This is a genomic window from Zoogloea oleivorans, assembly GCF_008107625.1.
GTDB lineage: Bacteria > Pseudomonadota > Gammaproteobacteria > Burkholderiales > Rhodocyclaceae > Zoogloea > Zoogloea oleivorans.
The window spans coordinates 54188-71898 of the sequence record NZ_SDKK01000026.1; the positions used below are offsets into that span (position 1 = coordinate 54188).

The 17711-nt window shown below is 66.5% G+C and carries 15 protein-coding genes and 1 pseudogene; 10 read left to right on the plus strand and 6 right to left on the minus strand.

Features of this window, described 5'->3' with window-relative positions; translation table 11 throughout:
* Positions 1-8: 8 nt before the first annotated feature.
* The 4 genes from ETQ85_RS21240 to cobA form a co-directional block, all read right to left on the minus strand.
* On the minus strand, positions 9-2543 hold the full coding sequence (locus ETQ85_RS21240) for a circularly permuted type 2 ATP-grasp protein (protein ID WP_148581068.1): 2535 nt from the start codon (positions 2541-2543) through the stop codon (positions 9-11).
* Between the two features lie 118 nt (positions 2544-2661).
* Positions 2662-6042: a transglutaminase family protein gene (locus ETQ85_RS21245; protein ID WP_148581069.1), complete on the minus strand. Its 3381-nt coding sequence runs from the start codon at positions 6040-6042 to the stop codon at positions 2662-2664.
* Positions 6043-6317: 275 nt separating this feature from the next.
* Entirely contained in the window at positions 6318-7964 is a 1647-nt protein-coding gene (locus ETQ85_RS21250; RefSeq protein WP_148581070.1) for a fatty acid--CoA ligase, read from the minus strand.
* 111 nt (positions 7965-8075) lie between these two features.
* Positions 8076-8981: a uroporphyrinogen-III C-methyltransferase gene (gene cobA, locus ETQ85_RS21255; protein WP_246128853.1), complete on the minus strand. Its 906-nt coding sequence runs from the start codon at positions 8979-8981 to the stop codon at positions 8076-8078.
* A 153-nt stretch (positions 8982-9134) separates the two neighbouring features.
* Between cobA and ETQ85_RS21260 the strand changes: the two genes are divergently transcribed.
* Both ETQ85_RS21260 and ETQ85_RS21265 read left to right on the plus strand, forming a co-directional pair.
* The gene (locus ETQ85_RS21260) at positions 9135-10856 is read left to right on the plus strand and encodes a nitrite reductase (RefSeq protein WP_148581071.1); all 1722 of its coding nucleotides are present in this window, start codon (positions 9135-9137) and stop codon (positions 10854-10856) included.
* 62 nt (positions 10857-10918) lie between these two features.
* Positions 10919-11239, plus strand: coding sequence for a c-type cytochrome (locus ETQ85_RS21265; protein ID WP_148581072.1), 321 nt, complete (start codon positions 10919-10921; stop codon positions 11237-11239).
* Between the two features lie 6 nt (positions 11240-11245).
* On the opposite strand, the pseudogene ETQ85_RS27375 reads toward ETQ85_RS21265, so the two are convergent.
* Positions 11246-11828, minus strand: a pseudogene (locus ETQ85_RS27375) (IMPACT family protein).
* 136 nt (positions 11829-11964) lie between these two features.
* On the opposite strand from ETQ85_RS27375, the gene ETQ85_RS21275 reads away from it, so the two are divergent.
* The 7 genes from ETQ85_RS21275 (at position 11965) to ETQ85_RS21300 (ending at position 16416) form a co-directional block, all read left to right on the plus strand.
* Positions 11965-12315, plus strand: coding sequence for a c-type cytochrome (locus ETQ85_RS21275; protein WP_148581073.1), 351 nt, complete (start codon positions 11965-11967; stop codon positions 12313-12315).
* Between the two features lie 2 nt (positions 12316-12317).
* Positions 12318-13499, plus strand: coding sequence for a cytochrome D1 domain-containing protein (locus ETQ85_RS21280; RefSeq protein WP_148581074.1), 1182 nt, complete (start codon positions 12318-12320; stop codon positions 13497-13499).
* A gap of 1 nt (position 13500) precedes the next feature.
* A complete protein-coding gene (ahbB, locus tag ETQ85_RS21285; protein WP_148581075.1) occupies positions 13501-14490 on the plus strand; it encodes a siroheme decarboxylase subunit beta in 990 nt (329 codons plus the stop codon).
* Positions 14487-14954: an Lrp/AsnC family transcriptional regulator gene (locus ETQ85_RS26350; protein WP_246128855.1), complete on the plus strand. Its 468-nt coding sequence runs from the start codon at positions 14487-14489 to the stop codon at positions 14952-14954. The genes ahbB (ETQ85_RS21285) and ETQ85_RS26350 overlap by 4 nt, the downstream gene beginning before the upstream one ends.
* A complete protein-coding gene (gene ahbB / locus ETQ85_RS26355) occupies positions 14951-15445 on the plus strand; it encodes a siroheme decarboxylase subunit beta (RefSeq protein ID WP_187394805.1) in 495 nt (164 codons plus the stop codon). Before ETQ85_RS26350 ends, ahbB (ETQ85_RS26355) begins: the two co-directional genes overlap by 4 nt.
* 100 nt (positions 15446-15545) lie before the next feature.
* Complete coding sequence (locus ETQ85_RS21295; RefSeq protein WP_148581076.1) at positions 15546-15731, plus strand: CsbD family protein; 186 nt, start codon at positions 15546-15548, stop codon at positions 15729-15731.
* Between the two features lie 106 nt (positions 15732-15837).
* Positions 15838-16416: a BON domain-containing protein gene (locus tag ETQ85_RS21300; RefSeq protein ID WP_148581077.1), complete on the plus strand. Its 579-nt coding sequence runs from the start codon at positions 15838-15840 to the stop codon at positions 16414-16416.
* On the opposite strand, the gene ETQ85_RS21305 is transcribed toward ETQ85_RS21300, so the two are convergent.
* The gene (locus tag ETQ85_RS21305; RefSeq protein WP_148581078.1) at positions 16406-17224 is read right to left on the minus strand and encodes a hypothetical protein; all 819 of its coding nucleotides are present in this window, start codon (positions 17222-17224) and stop codon (positions 16406-16408) included. The two genes, ETQ85_RS21300 and ETQ85_RS21305, sit on opposite strands and share 11 nt — an antisense overlap.
* 151 nt (positions 17225-17375) lie before the next feature.
* Here ETQ85_RS21305 and ETQ85_RS21310 point away from each other — a divergent pair, with 151 nt between their 5' ends.
* Entirely contained in the window at positions 17376-17687 is a 312-nt protein-coding gene (locus tag ETQ85_RS21310) for a hypothetical protein (RefSeq protein WP_148581079.1), read from the plus strand.
* The last annotated feature ends 24 nt before the right edge of the window (positions 17688-17711 follow it).

Sequence of the window (17711 nt, forward strand, 5' to 3'; positions counted from 1 at the left end):
CGGGGATATCAGGCGGCGAAGGTGGCTTGACCGGTCTGGCCGGTACGGTCCACGTGACTGAAGAAGCGCATCGCCAGGCGGTCTGCCAGGCCACGCCCGGCGCTGGCCAGCTGGTCGAGCAGGCGGGCCAGCTGCAGGCTGGCCTCGCTGCGTTCCGCTGCCGGGCGGGCCGCTTCGAGCTTGCCCCAGGCAAAGGCCTGGACATCGGCAAAAGCCTTTTCCAGTTCGGCGATGCCCATCTCGCCCCGGTCGGCTTCGAAGCGGGTCATGTAGTTGGACAGCATGCGCACCTGGAAGGCCAGCGCGTGGGGGTTGCCGTCATCGGTGGTGAGCATGTGCACGGCCGGCAGCAACTCGGGCTGGGCGCGGTAACGGGTACGGTAGGTGATGATCGAATCGCACAGTTCGAGCAGGACTTCGACCGACAGCTCGCGCTGCAGCGGACCGGTGATGTCCACGTAGCGGCGCAGAAAGCGCGCCAGCGTGCCGGCCAGGTTGTCGAGGCGCTCGATGCGGCGGCCGACGATATGCAGGCGCCAGCCCATGTCGCGGGTCATGTTGTCCATCGCGAAGCCGGACAGCGACACGAAGGTGGTCAGCGCCTCGTCGAGGAATTCGAGCAGGCCGGACACATCGGTGACGCCCTCGCGGGCGGTATCGAGTTCGGCCGACAGGCGCTTGAGGGCGTGCCAGTGGTCGAGGGACAGATGTTCGCGAGCCTGGGTGGCACACCAGGTAAGGCGCTGCAGGTTGGCCGCCAGGCCGCACTCGGCGCGGCGGTCGAGCACGGCGCGGAACAGGTCCAGCTCGGCCTTGGCGACCGGCGCGTTGACCACCTCCGGCTCGACGAGACCGGCACCGGCGGCCAGGTGCAGCATCATCGCCAGCGCGCCGGAGCGTTCGGTGCGGCGCCCTTCGGAGAGCCGCGACAAGGCCAGCCGGGCGAGCCGGGCAACGGCATCGCAGCGCTCGCCATAGCGGCCGAACCAGAACAGGTTCTCGGCCAGGCGCGACGACAGGGTGCCGGTTTCCTCGATCAGGTCGCCGACCCGCACAGTGTTCTGGAGCAGGCTGAAGGTGGCCACCGGGCCATCCGAAAGCACCCAGGTGTCCTTGCTGCTACCGCCCTTCTGCATGGTCAGGATGCGCGTGTTCTCGGCGCCGGCCACCCGCGCCAGCCCGCCGGGCAGCACCTTGTAGCCTTCCGGGGTGATCGCTGCATACACACGCAGACCCATCACCCGGGTCATCAGCTTGCGCCGCTGGCCGCCGGACCAGGCCGGTGCCCGGGACAGCTTGACGAGTTCCTGGGCGACGTAGGCCGAGGGGTCGGATTCGATGCGCCTGGCCAGCGCCTCAAGCTGGTCGTCGGCCAGTTGGTCGCCGAAGATGACTTCGCTGCTGCCGCCGGGAAAGGTCGGCTTGATGACCAGATCCTTCATGTTCTCGATGACTTCGGCGCGGGCCGGGCCTTCGCCACACCACCAGGTGGCCACCGACGGCATGGCCAGTTCTTCGCCCAGCAGGTGCCGGCAGATGCCCGGCAGGAAACCCGGCAGGGCCGCTGATTCGAGCAGGCCGCTGCCCAGCGCATTGGCCACCAGCACCCGCCCGGCGCGCACCGCACTGAGCAGGCCGGGCACGCCGAGGGCCGAGTCGGCGCGCAACTCGACCGGGTCGCAGAAGTCGTCGTCGAGGCGCCGCAGGATGGCGTGCACACGCTTGAGACCGGACACGGTCTTCAGATACACGGTGTCGTTGCGTACCGTGAGGTCCTGCCCTTCGACGAGCGGGTAGCCCATGTAGCGGGCCAGGTAGACGTGTTCGAAATAGGTTTCGTTGAACGGCCCCGGGCTGAGCAGCACGCTCAGCGGCGGCTCGCCATCGGTCGGGGCCTGGGCGGCAATGCTGCGCTGCAGGCCCCGGAAAAAGCCGGACAGACTCTGCACCTGCATGTCGCGGAACAAGTCCGGAAAGGCGCGCGACACCAGCAGGCGGTTTTCCAGCGCGTAACCGGCACCGGAGGGGGATTGGGTACGGTCGGCAATCACCCACCAGCGGCCGTCCGGCGAGCGGGCCAGGTCGGCGGCGTAGAGGTGCAGGTAGGAGCCGCCGGGGGGCTTGACGCCCTTGCACGGCCACAGGAAACCCTTGTGGCCAAAAACGAGTTCGGGGGGCAGCAGACCTTCGGCGAGCGTGGTCTGGTCGCCATAGAGATCGCCGAGCAGGGTGTCGAGCAGGCGCACCCGCTGGCCGATGGCCGTGGAGATGCTGCGCCACTCGTCAGCCGGCAGGATCATCGGCAGAAGATCTACCGACCAGGGGCGGTCGGTGCCGCGTGGGTCGGCGTAAACGTTGTAGGTGACACCGTTCTGCTGGATGCCGCGGGCCAGTTGGGCCGCGCGCGCTTTCAGCGTGTCACCGCTGGATTCATCGATGTGATCGAGAAACTCCTGCCAGTGCGGACGGACGCCGTCTTCACCGATGAGTTCGTCGTAACTGTCGGCACGGAAGGGATAGTGGGCAAGAATGGAGCTGGGCATCCGGCGAAACTAACATTGTTCCCCGAAATGGGGAAATGACCGATTTCCTGGAGCCGGACAGAACACGGCACGCCGGCCAAAGCCTGCGTGCCGTGCTCACCCGCCGTGAATACCTGACTCAGCGACGCAGATCGAGGGTGAAGGGGAACTCCTTTTCGATCGGAGAGACGCTCACCTTCGGCTCGCCCGGGGTGTGGCCCATGCGGAAGAAGCGCGCCAGACGGCGGCTTTCCGCCTCGAAGGCGTTGACCGGGAAGGTTTCGAAACTGCGCCCGCCCGGATGCGCCACGTGGTACTGACAACCGCCCAGGGAACGGCCGGTCCAGGTGTCCACCAGGTCGAAGACCAGCGGCACGTGCGGCGCGATGGTCGGGTGCAGGCACGACGGCGGCTGCCAGGCGCGGTAGCGCACGCCGGCCACATGCTCGCCAACGGTACCGGTGGGCTGCAGCGGAATCGTGCGACCGTTCACCGTCAGCTGGAAGCGGTCGTCGGACATGCCGGAGACCTTCACCTGCAGACGCTCGACCGACGAATCGACAAAGCGCACGGTGCCGCCAATGGCACCTTCTTCACCCATCACGTGCCAGGGTTCGAGGGCGCTGTGCAGTTCCACCTTGATGCCGCGCACCGCAAAGTCACCGATCTTGGGGAAGCGGAACTCCATGTGCGGGGCGAACCATTCCGGCTTGAAGTCGAGGCCGTGGGCCTGCATGTCTTCCATCACGTCGCTGAAATCCTGTTGCACGAAGTGCGGCAGCAGGAAGCGGTCGTGCAGCTCGGTACCCCAGCGCACCAGGCGTTCCGGCGCATACGGGGTGTCCCAGAAGCGCGCCAGCAGGCCGCGCAGCAGGAGTTGCTGGGCCAGCGACATGCGCGCATGCGGCGGCATTTCGAAGGCGCGCAATTCCAGCAGGCCGAGACGCCCGGTGGGGCCGTCCGGCGAGTACAGCTTGTCGATGCAGAACTCGGAGCGGTGGGTGTTGCCGGTGACGTCGATGAGCAGGTTGCGCAGCAGGCGGTCGATCAGCCACGGCGGCACGCTTTTGCCGATTTCCGGAAACTGGCGGAAGGCGGTTTCGATTTCGTACACCGCATCGTTGCGCGCTTCGTCGATCCGCGGGGCCTGGCTGGTCGGGCCGACGAACATGCCGGAGAACAGGTAGGACAGGCTCGGATGGTTGTGCCAGTAGGAAATCAGGCTGCGCAGCAGGTCCGGACGACGCAGGAAGGGCGAGTCGGAGGGCGTGGCGCCACCGAGCACGAAGTGGTTGCCGCCGCCGGTGCCGGTGTGGCGACCATCGACCATGAACTTCTCGCTGGTGAGGCGCGAGTAGTGGGCCGCTTCGTACAAATGCGTGGTGCGATCGACGAGTTCTTCCCAGTTGCTCGACGGGTGAATGTTGACTTCAATGACACCGGGGTCGGGGGTGATGCGGAAGTGGGTCAGACGCGGGTCGGAGGGCGGCTCGTAGCCTTCCAGCACCACCGGCGTGCCGAGTTCTTCGGCAGTGGCTTCGATGGCGGCGACCAGTTCGAGGTAGTTCTCCAGGCGCGACAGCGGCGGCATGAAGATGTGCAGCGTGCCGTTGCGCGGCTCGACGCACAGGGCGGTACGCACGATCCAGTCGGCCGACTCGAAGGGCTTCGGCGACTTGTCGCTGGGGCTGAGCTTCTCGGCGGCCTCGGCAGCCTTCAGCGCAGCGGCGGCACGCGCTTCGGCGGACGAGCCGAAACCGGGCTCACCGTCCTTGAGGGCGTTGAGCACCGCGGTCTGGCCACCGGGCAGTTGGCGCCGGATGGCCTTGTATTCGGGCAGCGGCGGGAAGGACTGGTGGTTGTCCGGCGGGTTCACGTACGGGTAGCTGCCCTTTTCGACCCACGGCTGGGAATCGAGCGGCAGGCGGTAGCCGAGCGGGGAATCGCCGGGGATCAGGTAGCAGCGCTCGTCGCGCAGGAACCACGGCCCGGTCTGCCAGGCGCCGGTGTAGGGGCTGATGGAAACCGGCAGCACGTAGCCGACCGGGTTGGGCAGGCCGTATTCGTAAACGCGGCGGATGCGGTCGCGCTCCAGCGGGTCGTCGAGGCGGGCGTCAAAGGGATCGACGTTGCCCGGCAGGCGACGTTCGCGCCACAGGTAATAGAAGGCGTCCTCGTAGGCCGGGAAGACCCGGCGCTGGTCGAGACTGAGACGCGCAGCAACGCCGGCGAGGAAGGTGTGCGCCTTGTCCACCTTGGCCGTGCCGGGGGCGGAGGAGTCGCCGATCAGGTCGGGATTGCTCCACATCGGCTGGCCGTCCTTGCGCCAGAAGCAGGTCAGCGACCAGCGTGGCAGCTGCTCGCCCGGATACCACTTGCCCTGGCCGAAGTGAGCCAGGCCCTGCGGGGCGTACTTGTCGCGCAGGCGGTGGTAGAGGTCTTCGGCGCGGATACGCTTGTTGGGGCCCATGGCCTCGGTGTTCCACTCGGCGCCATCCGGGTCGTCCACCGACACGAAGGTCGGCTCGCCGCCCATGGTCAGGCGCATGTCGTGGGCTTCGAGGTCCACGTCGATGCGGTGGCCGAGGGCTTCGATCTCTGCCCACTGCTCTTCGGTGTAGGGCTTGGTCACGCGCGGCGCTTCGAGCACGCGGGTGACTTTCATGTGGTGCTCGAACTCGCACTCGCACTCTTCGATCAGGCCGGAGATCGGCGCGGCGGACGACGGCTCGGGGGTGGCCGCCACCGGGATGTGACCTTCGCCGGCGAAGAGGCCGGAGGTCGGGTCGAGGCCGACCCAGCCGGCGCCGGGCAGGTACACCTCGGTCCACGCGTGCAGGTCGGTGAAGTCGACTTCAGTGCCGGACGGGCCGTCGAGGGATTTGACGTCGGCCTTCAGCTGGATCAGGTAGCCGGACACGAAGCGCGCGGCCAGGCCCAGGTGGCGCAGGATCTGCACCAGCAGCCAGGCCGAGTCGCGGCACGAGCCGGTCTTCTTGGTGAGGGTGTCTTCAGGCGTCTGCACGCCCGGCTCCATGCGGATCACGTAGCCGATGTGGGCTTGCAGATCGGCGTTGAGCTTGACCAGGAAGTCGACGGTACGCAGCGGCTCGCGGGAGATCCCGTCGAGATACTTCTGGAGCATCGGCGTGGCCGGCTCGGTGATCAGGAACGGGGCCAGTTCGTGCTTGAGGGCGCCTTCGTAGTCGAAGGGGCATTCCTCGGCGTCGGGCTCGAGGAAGAAGTCGAAGGGATTGATGACCGACATCTCGGCCACCAGGTCCACCTCCACACTGAACTCGGTGACCTTCTCCGGAAAGACAAGGCGCGCCAGGTAGTTGGACTGGGGATCCTGCTGCCAGTTGATGAAGTGCGGCGTGGGCAAGACGCGCAGCGAATACGAGAGGATACGGGTGCGGCTGTGGGGCGCCGGGCGCAGGCGGACGACCTGTGCGCCGAGGGTCACCGGGCGGTCGTACTTGTAGGAGGTCAGGTGATTGAGGGCAACGTGAATGGTCACGGGATACTCCGTTCTGGGGGGCTGCGGTTTTCAGGCTTGCTTCGATATGTAGCAAGCTTCACGCCAGCATGTTTACGCCGGCTGCATTGCGCCAGGGTTGCGTTTTGGTGGCAATCCAGGGGTTTTGGATGACATTGGACAGCGCCGGATGGCGCTTGGTGCGTTCTCAACACCTGTCATGCACCAGAGTGGACTACACGCAACACACCATTTTGGTGCATGCACCGATCAACCGAGTGTGGGGCGGACGGCTGGAGGGTGCTCAACACGGCTGTTCACTCCTGCGCCTCGCGCATGGCCCGCTTGTTGAGTTTGCCGACACTGGTGCGCGCCAGCGCCTCGACAAACTGCACCTGCAGCAACACCCCGTAGCGGGAGATGCCGCCGGATTCGATCAGGCGGGCGGCGAAGTTGCGGATGTCGTGCTCGGAGACCTGCCCGACGCTCTCCGGACGCAGCGTCACCAAGGCCCGCGGGCGCTCGCCCCACCGGGGATCGGGCACGCCGATCACCGCCACGTCGGCCACCGCCGGATGCTGGGCCACCACGTCCTCGATCTGCAGCGACGAAGTCCACTCGCCGCCGGTCTTGATCACGTCCTTGATGCGGTCGGTGATCTGCAGGAAGCCTTCGGCGTCGATATAGCCAATGTCGCCGGTGTGCAGCACCCCGCCTTCCCATAACTCCGCCGAAGCCTCTGGGTTGTGCAGGTAGCCCTGGGTCAACCACGGGCTGCGCACCACCACTTCGCCGGTGGTGTGCCCGTCGTGGGGCAGGTCGGCCAGATCGCGGTCGACGACGCGCAGATCGACCAGCGGCATCGGCCGGCCGGTGCGCGCGCGCAGCACGGCCTGCTCGGCCAGCGGAGCGCCGAGCGCTTCGGTAGGCACATGGGCAACGCTGAGAATCGGACAGGTTTCGGACATGCCATAGCCGGTGAACACATCAATGCCGCGCTCCAGTGCCGACTTGGCCAGCGCCTGCGACAGGGCCGAACCACCGATCATCAGCTTCCAGCGCGACAGGTCGATGACCTTGGACAGCGGATGCACCAGCAGCATGTGGAGGATCGTCGGCACACAGTGGGAGACGGTCACGCCCTCGTCGCGAATCAGCTTGAGCAGGATTTCCGGCACGTAGCGGCCAGGGTACACCTGCTTCAGGCCGAGCATCGTCGCCACGTAGGGCATGCCCCAGGCGTGCACGTGGAACATCGGGGTCATCGGCATGTACACGTCGTCCCGGTGCAGACGCCCCTGAACCGGCGCGTTGCCGAAGGCCGCAGCGGTGGACAGGGTGTGCAGCACCAGCTGGCGATGGCTGAAATAGACGCCCTTCGGCACGCCGGTGGTGCCGGTGGTGTAGAAGGTCGTGGCCTTGGCGTTCTCGTCGAAATCGGGAAAGTCGTAGTCGGGCGACGCCGCCGCCAGCAGGGCTTCGTATTCACCGACGAATGCCACCGGCGCCGGGCCGGCCGCCGGCGCGTCCTCGATCAGCACGAAGCGCCGCACGCTTTCCAGGCGCGGGGCAATTTCGGCCAGGATCGGCAGGAATTCGGCATTCACCAGCACCACGTCGGCGCGGGCGTGGTTGAGGGTGTACAGGATCTGCTCGGGGCTCAGGCGCACGTTCACCGTCTGCAAAACCGCCCCCATCATCGGCACGGCAAAGAAGCAGTCGAGGTAGCGATGGCTGTCCCAGTCCATCATCGCCACCGTGTGGCCGGCCTCGATGCCCAGCCCGGCAAGGGCACTGGCCAGCCGGCCGATGCGCTCGCGCAACACGCGGTAGCTGTGGCGGCGCCCGCCGAGGTAGGTGATTTCCTGCTCCGGGGCGATAGCCAGCGGCGTGTGCAGGAGCTGCTTGATGAGGAGCGGGTAGGCGTAGGCCCCGGGTGTGCGGTCGATCAGCTGGACGGGCATGACGGCTCTCCCCTTGTCATGATTTTATGAAGGGGGAGAAGCTTAGCAGCCGATGACGAGGGACGACACGCCCGCGCGGCACACAGGACGCGCGGGGGCCTGCAGAAAACGCTACGGGTTGGCGATGGCGGTTTCCACCGGCGTCGCCCCGGCGAACCAGTTGAGCTTGTCGGCCAGGCTCACCACTTCGCCGACGATCAACAGGGCCGGCGGATGAATGCCGGCCAGCGTGGCCTTGTCAGGCAAGGTCGCCAGCGTCCCGACAAGAACCCGCTGACGTGCCGTCGTGCCGTTCTCCACCAGCGCGGCGGGTGTATCCCGATCGCGCCCGTGGGCAATCAGCGCCCCACAGTGGGACAGCAACATGCCCACGCCCATGTAGATCACCGCCGTCTGGCGTGGCCGGGCCAGCGCCACCCAGTCGAGGGACGATTCACCGGCACGCCGGTGGCCGGTGGCAAACACCACCGACTGGGCGTGGTCCCGGTGGGTCAGCGGAATGCCGGCGTAGGCCGCCACCCCGCACGCCGCCGTGATGCCCGGCACCACTTCAAAGGGAATGCCGGCTTCCAGCAGTTCTTCCAGTTCTTCGCCACCCCGCCCGAAGATGAAGGGATCGCCGCCCTTCAGGCGGACCACCTGCCGTCCCTCGCGGGCCAGGCGCACCAGCAACTGGTTGATGTCCTCCTGCGGCAGCGTGTGGTGGCCGGCCTCCTTGCCTACGTAGATCACGTCGGCCGCCGGGTTGGCCAGCTCCAGCACGCCATCGCTGACCAGGTGATCGACCACCAGGGTGTCCGCATGGGCGATCAGGCGGGCAGCGCGCAGGGTGAGCAGTTCCGGGTCGCCGGGACCGGCACCGACGAGGGCCACCCGCCCCACCGGCGCCCCCCCTGAGGTGGCCGGACGGACCGCGTCCGGCAGGCCGCTGCCGTGGCCACCGACGAGCTGATCGAGAAAGACGCGCAGGGCGCCGGCGGCAGGCATCGCAAGACTGGCGGTAAGGGACGGAGGCACGGCGGAACTCCCGGAATCATGACGGCCGCAATCTAACAGTCGGGTGGCGTTTTCGAACTTGACCCCAGTCAAGGAAGGGGAATGACCACAAAGCGCACTCTTCGCCGTAAGCGGGATAGGCCGCTCGTTGGGTTCAAACAAGGGAGATGGACGATGAAAATGTGGAAGACCGGAGCGATTGCCGTGGCCTTGCTGCCGCTGGCTCTCTCGCAAGCTTTCGCCGAAGAGGCAAAGACAACCACCAACGCACCTGAAGCCAAGTACCAGTCTGCCGGGTCACCCCTGGCAAACGTGGAGATGTATCAGGACATCAATCCGAAGGCCCCGCCGATGACCAAGGCGGAATTCGACAAGGCCCGCCAGATCTACTTCGAGCGCTGTGCGGGCTGTCACGGCGTGCTGCGCAAGGGCGCTACCGGCAAGCCGCTGACCACCGACAAGACCCTGGCCGCCGGCACCGACTACCTGAAGGTCTTCATCAAGTACGGCTCCCCCGCCGGCATGCCCAACTGGGGCACCTCGGGCGAACTGAACGACGACGAAGTGGACCTGATGGCCCGCTACGTGCAGCAAACCCCGCCGCAGCCGCCCGAATTCGGCATGAAGGACATGAAGGCCACCTGGAAGGTCATCGTTCCGCCGGACCAGCGGCCGAAGAAGAAGATGAACAACTACAACATCGAGAACATCTTCTCGACCACCCTGCGCGACACGGGTGAAGTTGCACTCATCGACGGCGACACCAAGAAGATCATCAACATCGTCAAGACCGGCTACGCGGTGCACATTTCCCGCATCTCCGCCTCCGGCCGCTATCTGTTCGTGATCGGCCGCGACGCCAAGATCAACATGATCGACTTGTGGATGGAAAAGCCGGACAACGTCGCCGAGATCCGCACCGGTCTCGAAGCCCGTTCGGTCGAAACCTCCAAGTTCAAGGGTTACGAAGACAAGCTGGCCATCGCCGGCTCCTACTGGCCGCCCCAGTACGTGATCATGAACGGCGATACCCTCGAGCCGCTGAAGATCATGGCCACCCGCGGCATGACCGTCGGCGATCAGGAATTCCACCCGGAACCGCGCGTCGCCTCCATCGTGGCCTCGCACTTCAAGCCGGAATTCCTGGTCAACGTGAAGGAAACCGGCAAGACCCTGCTGGTCAACTACACCGACCTGAACGCCATCTCGACCAAGGAAATTCCGGTCGCCAAGTACCTGCATGACGGCGGCCTCGACAGCACCAAGCGCTACTTCATGGTCGCCGCCAACCAGTCCAACCAGATCGGCGCCATCGACATGAAGGATGGCAAGCTGGCCGGCCTCATCGATGTGGGCAAGATCCCCCACCCGGGCCGCGGCGCCAACTTCATCCATCCGAAGTACGGCCCCGTGTGGTCCACCGGTCACCTGGGCGACGACACCATCGCCCTGATCGGTACCGATCCGGTCAAGCACAAGCAATACGCCTGGAAGATGGTCGAGTCGATCAAGGGCCCGGGCGGCGGCGCACTGTTCATCAAGAGCCACCCGAAGTCCAAGCACCTGTACTCCGACACCCCGCTCAATCCGGATCCGAAGCTGTCCCAGTCGGTTGCTGTTTACGACATCAACAACCTGGCCGCCGGCTACACGACCCTGCCGATCGCCGAATGGGCCGGTCTGAAGGATGACGGCGCCAAGCGCGTGGTGCAGCCCGAGTACAACAAGGCGGGTGACGAAGTATGGTTCTCGGTGTGGAGTGCCAAGAACAAGGAATCCGCCATCGTCGTCGTGGATGACAAGACCCTGAAGCTGAAGGCCGTCATCAAGGATCCGCGCATTGTCACGCCGACCGGCCACTTCAACCTCTATAACACCCAGCACGACATCTACTGATCGTCGTTGATGCCGCCGGCCGGATAACCGGCCAGCGGCATCCTGCTGACAAGGAGATCAAAATGAAATATCCGCTTATCCTGGCCGCCCTGCTGGCCACCGCCGCCAGCAGCAGCATCCTCGCCGCCGACCCTCCCCCTCCGGCCGCCCAGAAGGCCGGCTGCATGGCCTGCCATAGCGTCGACAAGAAGCTCGTCGGCCCGGCGTTCAAGGACATCGCCGCCAAGTACAAGGGCCAGGGCGATGCCGTCGCCAAGCTCAGCGACAAGGTTCGCAAGGGCGGGGCCGGTGTCTGGGGCCCGATCCCGATGCCGCCCAACGCAGCCGACAAGATCAGCGATGGCGACCTGAAGGGCGTCGTCGAGTGGATCCTCAAGAGCTGAGGCAGCTCACTCCAGCCAGCCGATGCGGCCGTGGCAGGCCTCGTTGAGGCGCGCCACCAGGGCTGCGGCCGCAGCCTCCGGCAGGCTGAAGACGAATTCCACCAGGGCGCCATGCACCACGCCCTGCAGGCTCGCCCCGGTGCCCTCCAGTTCGCGCCGGATCAGCCCTTCCTGCGCGTAGGGCACTTGGCAACGCAGAGCCGTCAAACGCACGATGGGCACCTTGTCGGCCTTCAGCAGCGCCTGCGCCACGCTGTCGGTATAGGCCCGCACCAGGCCGCCGGCACCCAGCCGTACCCCGCCGTAGTAGCGCACCACCGTCCAGCACCCCTTCCAGGTCCTGGTGCCGCAGTACGTCGAGCATCGGCCGTCCAGCCGTGCCGCCCGGCTCGCCGTCATCCACCGCCGCCGACTGACCGCCGGCCAGCAGGGCCCAGCACACATGGGCCGCCCCCGGATGCCGGGCCCGCAATTCCGCCACCACCTCCTGCGCACTGGCGCGATCAGCCATGGGCTGTACGCAGCCAAGAAAGCGGCTTTTCTTGATCAGCAATTCGCTGTGAACAGCGGCGGCAAGGGTCTGGGGCATCGGCGAACTCGAGCGGGCGGCGGCCAAGGATAGCGAAAATCCGGCCCGGCCACGCTGACCCGGCCTTCTTGACTCGGGTCAATGACCCCACTTCCGTGTCGACCTACTGTGGCAGCGTTGCCTGAAGGAGTGCGAGATGGACCGATCCCTGATTCTCCACGTGGCGGTATTGCTCGGCCTGACCGCCCTGGCCGTGGGCGCCGCCCCCGCCGCCGAGCCGCAACCGGAGCGCCAGCAGGCGCTGGTTCACATGGTTCGCCAGGATTGCGGCTCGTGCCATGGCATGCGGCTGGCCGGCGGGCTCGGGCCCGCCCTGCTGCCCGCAGGTCTCGCCGCATTGCCCGACGAATCCCTCATCGCCACCATTCTTTACGGCCGTCCCGGCACCGCGATGCCCGGCTGGCAGCGCTTCATGAACGAAGCCGAAGCGGGCTGGATCGTCACCCGTCTCAAAGAGGGCTTCCCCCCCCTCGCTACCGGACACTGACCATGCGCCCCGTCCCCCTGCTTTCCGCCATTGCCCTGGCCCTCGGACTTTCCGCCTGCGCCACGACACCCCCCGAGACCCTGCGCGGCACCGGCGATCTGGGGGTGGTCATCGAACGTGCCGCCGGCCGCGTGCAGGTGGTCGAACACAGCCACAACACCAGCCTCGGCACCATCGACGGGCTGGGCGATCTGTCCCACGCCCACGTGGCCTTCTCGCGCGACGGGCGCTACGCCTACGTGTTCGGCCGCGACGGCGGGCTCACCAAGGTCGATCTGCTGACCCGCCGGATCGCCAAGCGGGTGATCCAGGCCGGCAATTCCATCGGCGGCTCCGTGTCGCAGGACGGCCGCCTCGTCGTCGCCCAGAACTACGAGCCCGGCGGCATCAAGGCCTTCGACGCCGACACCCTCGAACTGCTCGCCGACGTACCGGCCGAATACGCCCCCGGCAAGTTCTCGCGGGTCGTCGGCCTCGCCGATGTGCCCGGCCAGCGCTTCGTCTACGCCCTCTTCGACGCCAACGAGATCCGCGTCACCGACTTCAGCAACCCGCGGCAGCCCGTCACCACCCGCTACCCGGCCGGCAAGCAGCCCTACGACGGCCTCGTCACCCCCGACGGGCGCTACTTCCTGGCCGGCCTGTTCGGCGAGGACGGCGTCTCGCTGCTCGACCTGTGGAAGCCCGAAGACGGTGCCACCAAAATCCTCGCCGGCTACGGCAAGGGCGAAGAAAAGCTGCCGGTCTTCAAGATGCCCCACCTGCGCGGCTGGTCGATGGCTGCCGGGCAAGCCTGGCTGCCCGCCATCGGCCGCCACGAAGTGCTCGTCGCCGACGCCCGCAGCTGGCAGGAAACCGGCCGCGTGCCGGTCAAGGGCCAGCCGGTCTTCGTCATGGCCCGCCCCGACGGACGCCAGATCTGGGTGAACTTCGCCTTCCCCGACAACGAATGGGTGCAGGTCATCGACACCGTCGAAAAACGCGTCGTGCACACCTTCAGCCCCGGCAAGGCCGTGCTGCATCTCGAATTCACCCCCCGCGGTGACGAAGTGTGGCTGTCCTCGCGCGACAGCAACCGGGTCACCGTCATCGACACCGCCACCTTCGCCACCCGCAAGGAGCTGCCCGCCGACGCGCCCTCCGGCATCTTCTTCACCTCCCGCGGCCAGCGCATCGGCTTCTGACATGATCGCCACCGACACCTGCGACTTCTCGCTTCTCAACGATTTTCAGCGCGACTTTCCGCTGGTGACGGAGCCATGGGCCGCCGTCGGCGCGCGCATCGGCTGCGCCGCCGACGAAGTGCTGGCCCGCCTCACCCTGCTGCGCGACAACGGCAAGGTCAGCCGCGTCGGGCCGGTGTTCGCCCCCAACCGCATCGGCGCCAGCACCCTCGCCGCGATGGCTGTACCGGTGGCCGAGCTGCCCCGCGTGGTCGCCATCGTGAATGCCTTTTCCGGCGTTAATCACAACTACCTGCGCGAACACCGCTACAACCTGTGGTTCGTCGCCAGCGCCGCCGACGAGCCGGCCCTGGCCGCGCTGCTGGCCGACATGGGTGCCGCCACCGGCTGCCCGCCCATCGCCCTGCCACTGCTCGAGGAATACCACATCGACCTCGGTTTCGACCTGGCCAGCGGCCGCCGCACCCGCCACGCCATCGGCGAAATTGCCCCCCGCCAGCCCCTGCCGGCGGCCGACTGGCGCCTCATCGATGCCCTCCACGACGGCCTGCCGTGGGTGCCGCGTCCCTACCGCACGGTGGGCGACGCGGCCGGCATCAGCGAAAGCGCCGTGCTGGCCACCCTCGAACGCTGGCTTGGCGACGGCACCCTGCGCCGTTTCGGCGTCGTCGTGCGCCACCGCGAACTCGGCTACCGGGCCAACGCCATGTGCGTGTGGGCGGTGCCTCCCGAGCAGGTCAGCGCCCTCGGCCACCGCCTCGCCAGCCACGACGGCGTGAGCCTGTGCTACCGTCGCCAGACCTCCCCCGACTGGCCCTACAGCCTCTTCTGCATGATCCACGGACAATCCCGCGACGCCGTCGAAACCCGCCGCACCCAGCTCGTCGAGCAGGTCGGCCTCGGCGCCTTCCCGAGCGCGGTGCTGTTCTCCACCGACTGCTACAAGCAATGCGGCGCCCGCTACCGCGCCCCGCAAGGGCTCGCCGCATGAGCCGCCCCGCCCCCGCAGTCATCGACGAACTCGACCGCCGCATCATCAACGCCGTGCAGGGTGGTTTTCCGCTCGTGGATGAGCCCTACCGCGAAGTCGCCGACAGCCTCGGCACCACCGAAAGCGAACTCCTCACCCGCCTGCAGCGCATGCTCGAGGCCAAGGTGCTGACCCGTTTCGGCCCGATGTTTCACGTGGAACGCCTCGGCGGCCGCTTCGTGCTGGCCGCCCTCGCCGTGCCGGAAGAGCGCTTCGACGAAGTCACCGCGCGGGTCAATGCACTGCCCGAGATCGCCCACAACTACCGCCGCGAGCACCACCTCAACATGTGGTTCGTACTGGCCACCGAAACACCGGAAGGCATCGACGCCGCCACCCGCCGCATCGAGGCCGACACCGGCCTGCCGGTCTTCGCCTTTCCCAAGCTGCGCGAGTTCTTCGTGGATATGAGGTTGAAGGCATGAACGAATCCGCCGCACCCGACGATCTCGACCGCCGTCTGGTGATCGCCACCCAGGCCGGCCTGCCCCTCGTGCCGCGGCCCTACGACGCGCTGGCCGCGCAACTCGGCGTCAGTGCCGAACTCGTCAAGCAGCGCCTCGGCGCCATGCTCGACAGCGGCCGCATCCGCCGCATCGGCGCCGTGCCCAACCACTACGCTATCGGCTACACCGCCAACGGCATGTCCGTGTGGGACGTGGACGACGCCCGCATCGCCGAACTCGGCGAAGCCGTCGGCCAGCTGGAATTCGTCACCCACTGCTACGAGCGCCCGCGCGCCCTGCCCGACTGGCCCTACAACCTGTTCGCCATGGTGCATGCCGGCGACCGGTCCACCGTGCTGGCCCGCATCGACGAAATCGCCGCGCTCCTCGGCTCCGCCTGTCGCGCCCGCGACGTACTGTTCTCCACCGCCATTCTCAAAAAGACCGGCCTGCGCATCGGCGGCGACTGAGCGCCAGCGCACGGAAGTCTCGCTCCCGACTATCTATCCTTTGCTCATGGCGAGTACCGCACAACCCGTGCGGAGGCGCCCATTCAGTACGGAGATCACCATGAACAAGGATCAAGTCAAGGGACGCGTCGAAGAAGCCACCGGCAAAGTGAAGGAAATCGCCGGCAAGGTGGTGGGCAACAAGGATCTGGAACGGGAAGGCGTCGTCCAGGGGCTGGGCGGCAAGGCCCAGGCGGCCGTTGGCGACCTGAAGGCCGACATCAAGAAGATCGTCGAAGACAAGTAAGCCTCCCCGCAAGACTTTCCCCGCCCCCCCGCGCAGGCCTTCACTGCGCCGGGGCGCTTGTCATGGGCGCGGCATGCCCCACAACCTGTCCCACGGTGAAACCCCCATGAAAACCCCAATTGGTTTATCGCTTATCAGCATGGCCCTGGCTGCCACCATGACTTTGGCTGTCGTCGGTTGCAGCAAGACCGACGAATCAAAAGGCCTGCCGCCACCGAGCACCACCGTCGGCACCGAGATTGACGACAGCGTGATCACCACCACCGTCAAATCCGCCCTCCTCGCCGACCCGGACGTGAAGAGCTTCGACCTCAAGGTGGAAACGCGCAAGGGTGAAGTCCAGCTCAGCGGCTTTGTGGACAACCAGGCGCAGATCGACCGGGCGACGACCATTGCCCAAAACGTGTCGGGCACCAAGAGCGTCCAGAACCGGGTCAGCCTGAAGGGCAGCGTCACCTCGGTCGGCATCAAGGTCGATGACAGCATCGTCACCACCCGGGTCAAGACCGCCCTGCTGAGCGACGCTGACGTCAAGAGCCTGGACATTGGCGTGGTCACCCGCAACGGTGAAGTCCAGTTGAGCGGCTTTGTCGACAGTCAGGTACAGATCGACCGCGCCAACCGTCTTGTCGAGGGTGTCGACGGCGTCAGCAAGGTCATCAACGAACTGAGCATCAAGAAGTAAGGCGACGCTCGGGCACCGGGGCGTGGATCAGCGCAATGCTGAGCCACACCGCCACACTGAAATACAACGACATCCACACCATCTCGCTCTGCCAGTCTTCCAGGCGATGCGACACCACCCAGCGACTGGAGACATCCAGCAGGCCCTGGGCGAGGCTCATGTAGTGGCGTCCGCGGGCCTCGTCGGCCAGCCAGCGCCCCCAGTACATGGGCACATCCACCAGGAACATGAAAAACACGTAGGCCAGCCCGGCGCTGCCCCACAGGGCCAGCAGCGGGCGCAGCCGGGCCGAACAGCGCGGCCAGATCTCCACCAGGCTCAGCACCAGCAAGGCCGCGCTGACGCCCCACAGGGTTTCCTCGAAGACGTGGCCGATGTTGGAGGTGGTCAGCACCGCGTACCAGGAGCAGGTTTCGGCGATGGCGATGAGCGGCACCATCATGGCTGCCGTGGTCCGGCCGACGCGGCTGTCGGTGGCCAGCGAGGTTTCACGCAGGATCAGTGCCCACTGGGCCACGAAGCACAGTTCGGCAACCGTCGCCACCGAACGCCCGACCACCACGCTCGACAGCCACGAATCGACCAGGCACAGGCGCGGCACATCGAAGACCGGCAGCACCGAACGAAAGGCGCAGCCCAGCACATAACCCGCCGACAGCAACAACTGCATGCGCCGCACGGCGTAAGCATCGGCCGGCAAAAGGGGCTGGCGCCGCTTGAGGGCCGCCGCGGAGAGCAGCCAGGCCACGATGTTGATCACACTCACCGCGCACAGGAGGGACCACCAGGAAAAGACGTTATGGATCATGATGGTTCAAGGTAGAACGCTCCTCCGGGAAGGTCAAGGCAAAGCGTAATACCGTATGATCTAAATCACGAAACAGGCGAGCGGTGCTGGTTTTTCGCCCGCCACCGGTCCGGTCGGGTACATTCGCCTCCTTCACCTTACGGATGCAGCCATGACGGACGAGAAGCCCCCCGAAACCGGCAAACAGCCCCGCAAGCTGCGGCTCGGCCCCTTCCTTTTCATCGGCATCCTGTTCCTCGGCCTTGGCCTTACCGCCATCGGCTACACCGCCTGGCCGGCCTACACCTTTCGGCAGGAAGCCCTCGCCATGGGCGTCGACGCAGCCGGCAACCGCAGCGCTGAAGCCGACTGGAGCATGACGCTGAGCCTGGTCCTCGGTCTGGTGTCCTTCATCGGCGGGGTACTGTGCCTCGGCGGCGCCTTCCTGATCCGCACGCATTTGCGGGAATCCAGACAGCAGTAAAGACCCTTGTGGGTCGGACTTCAG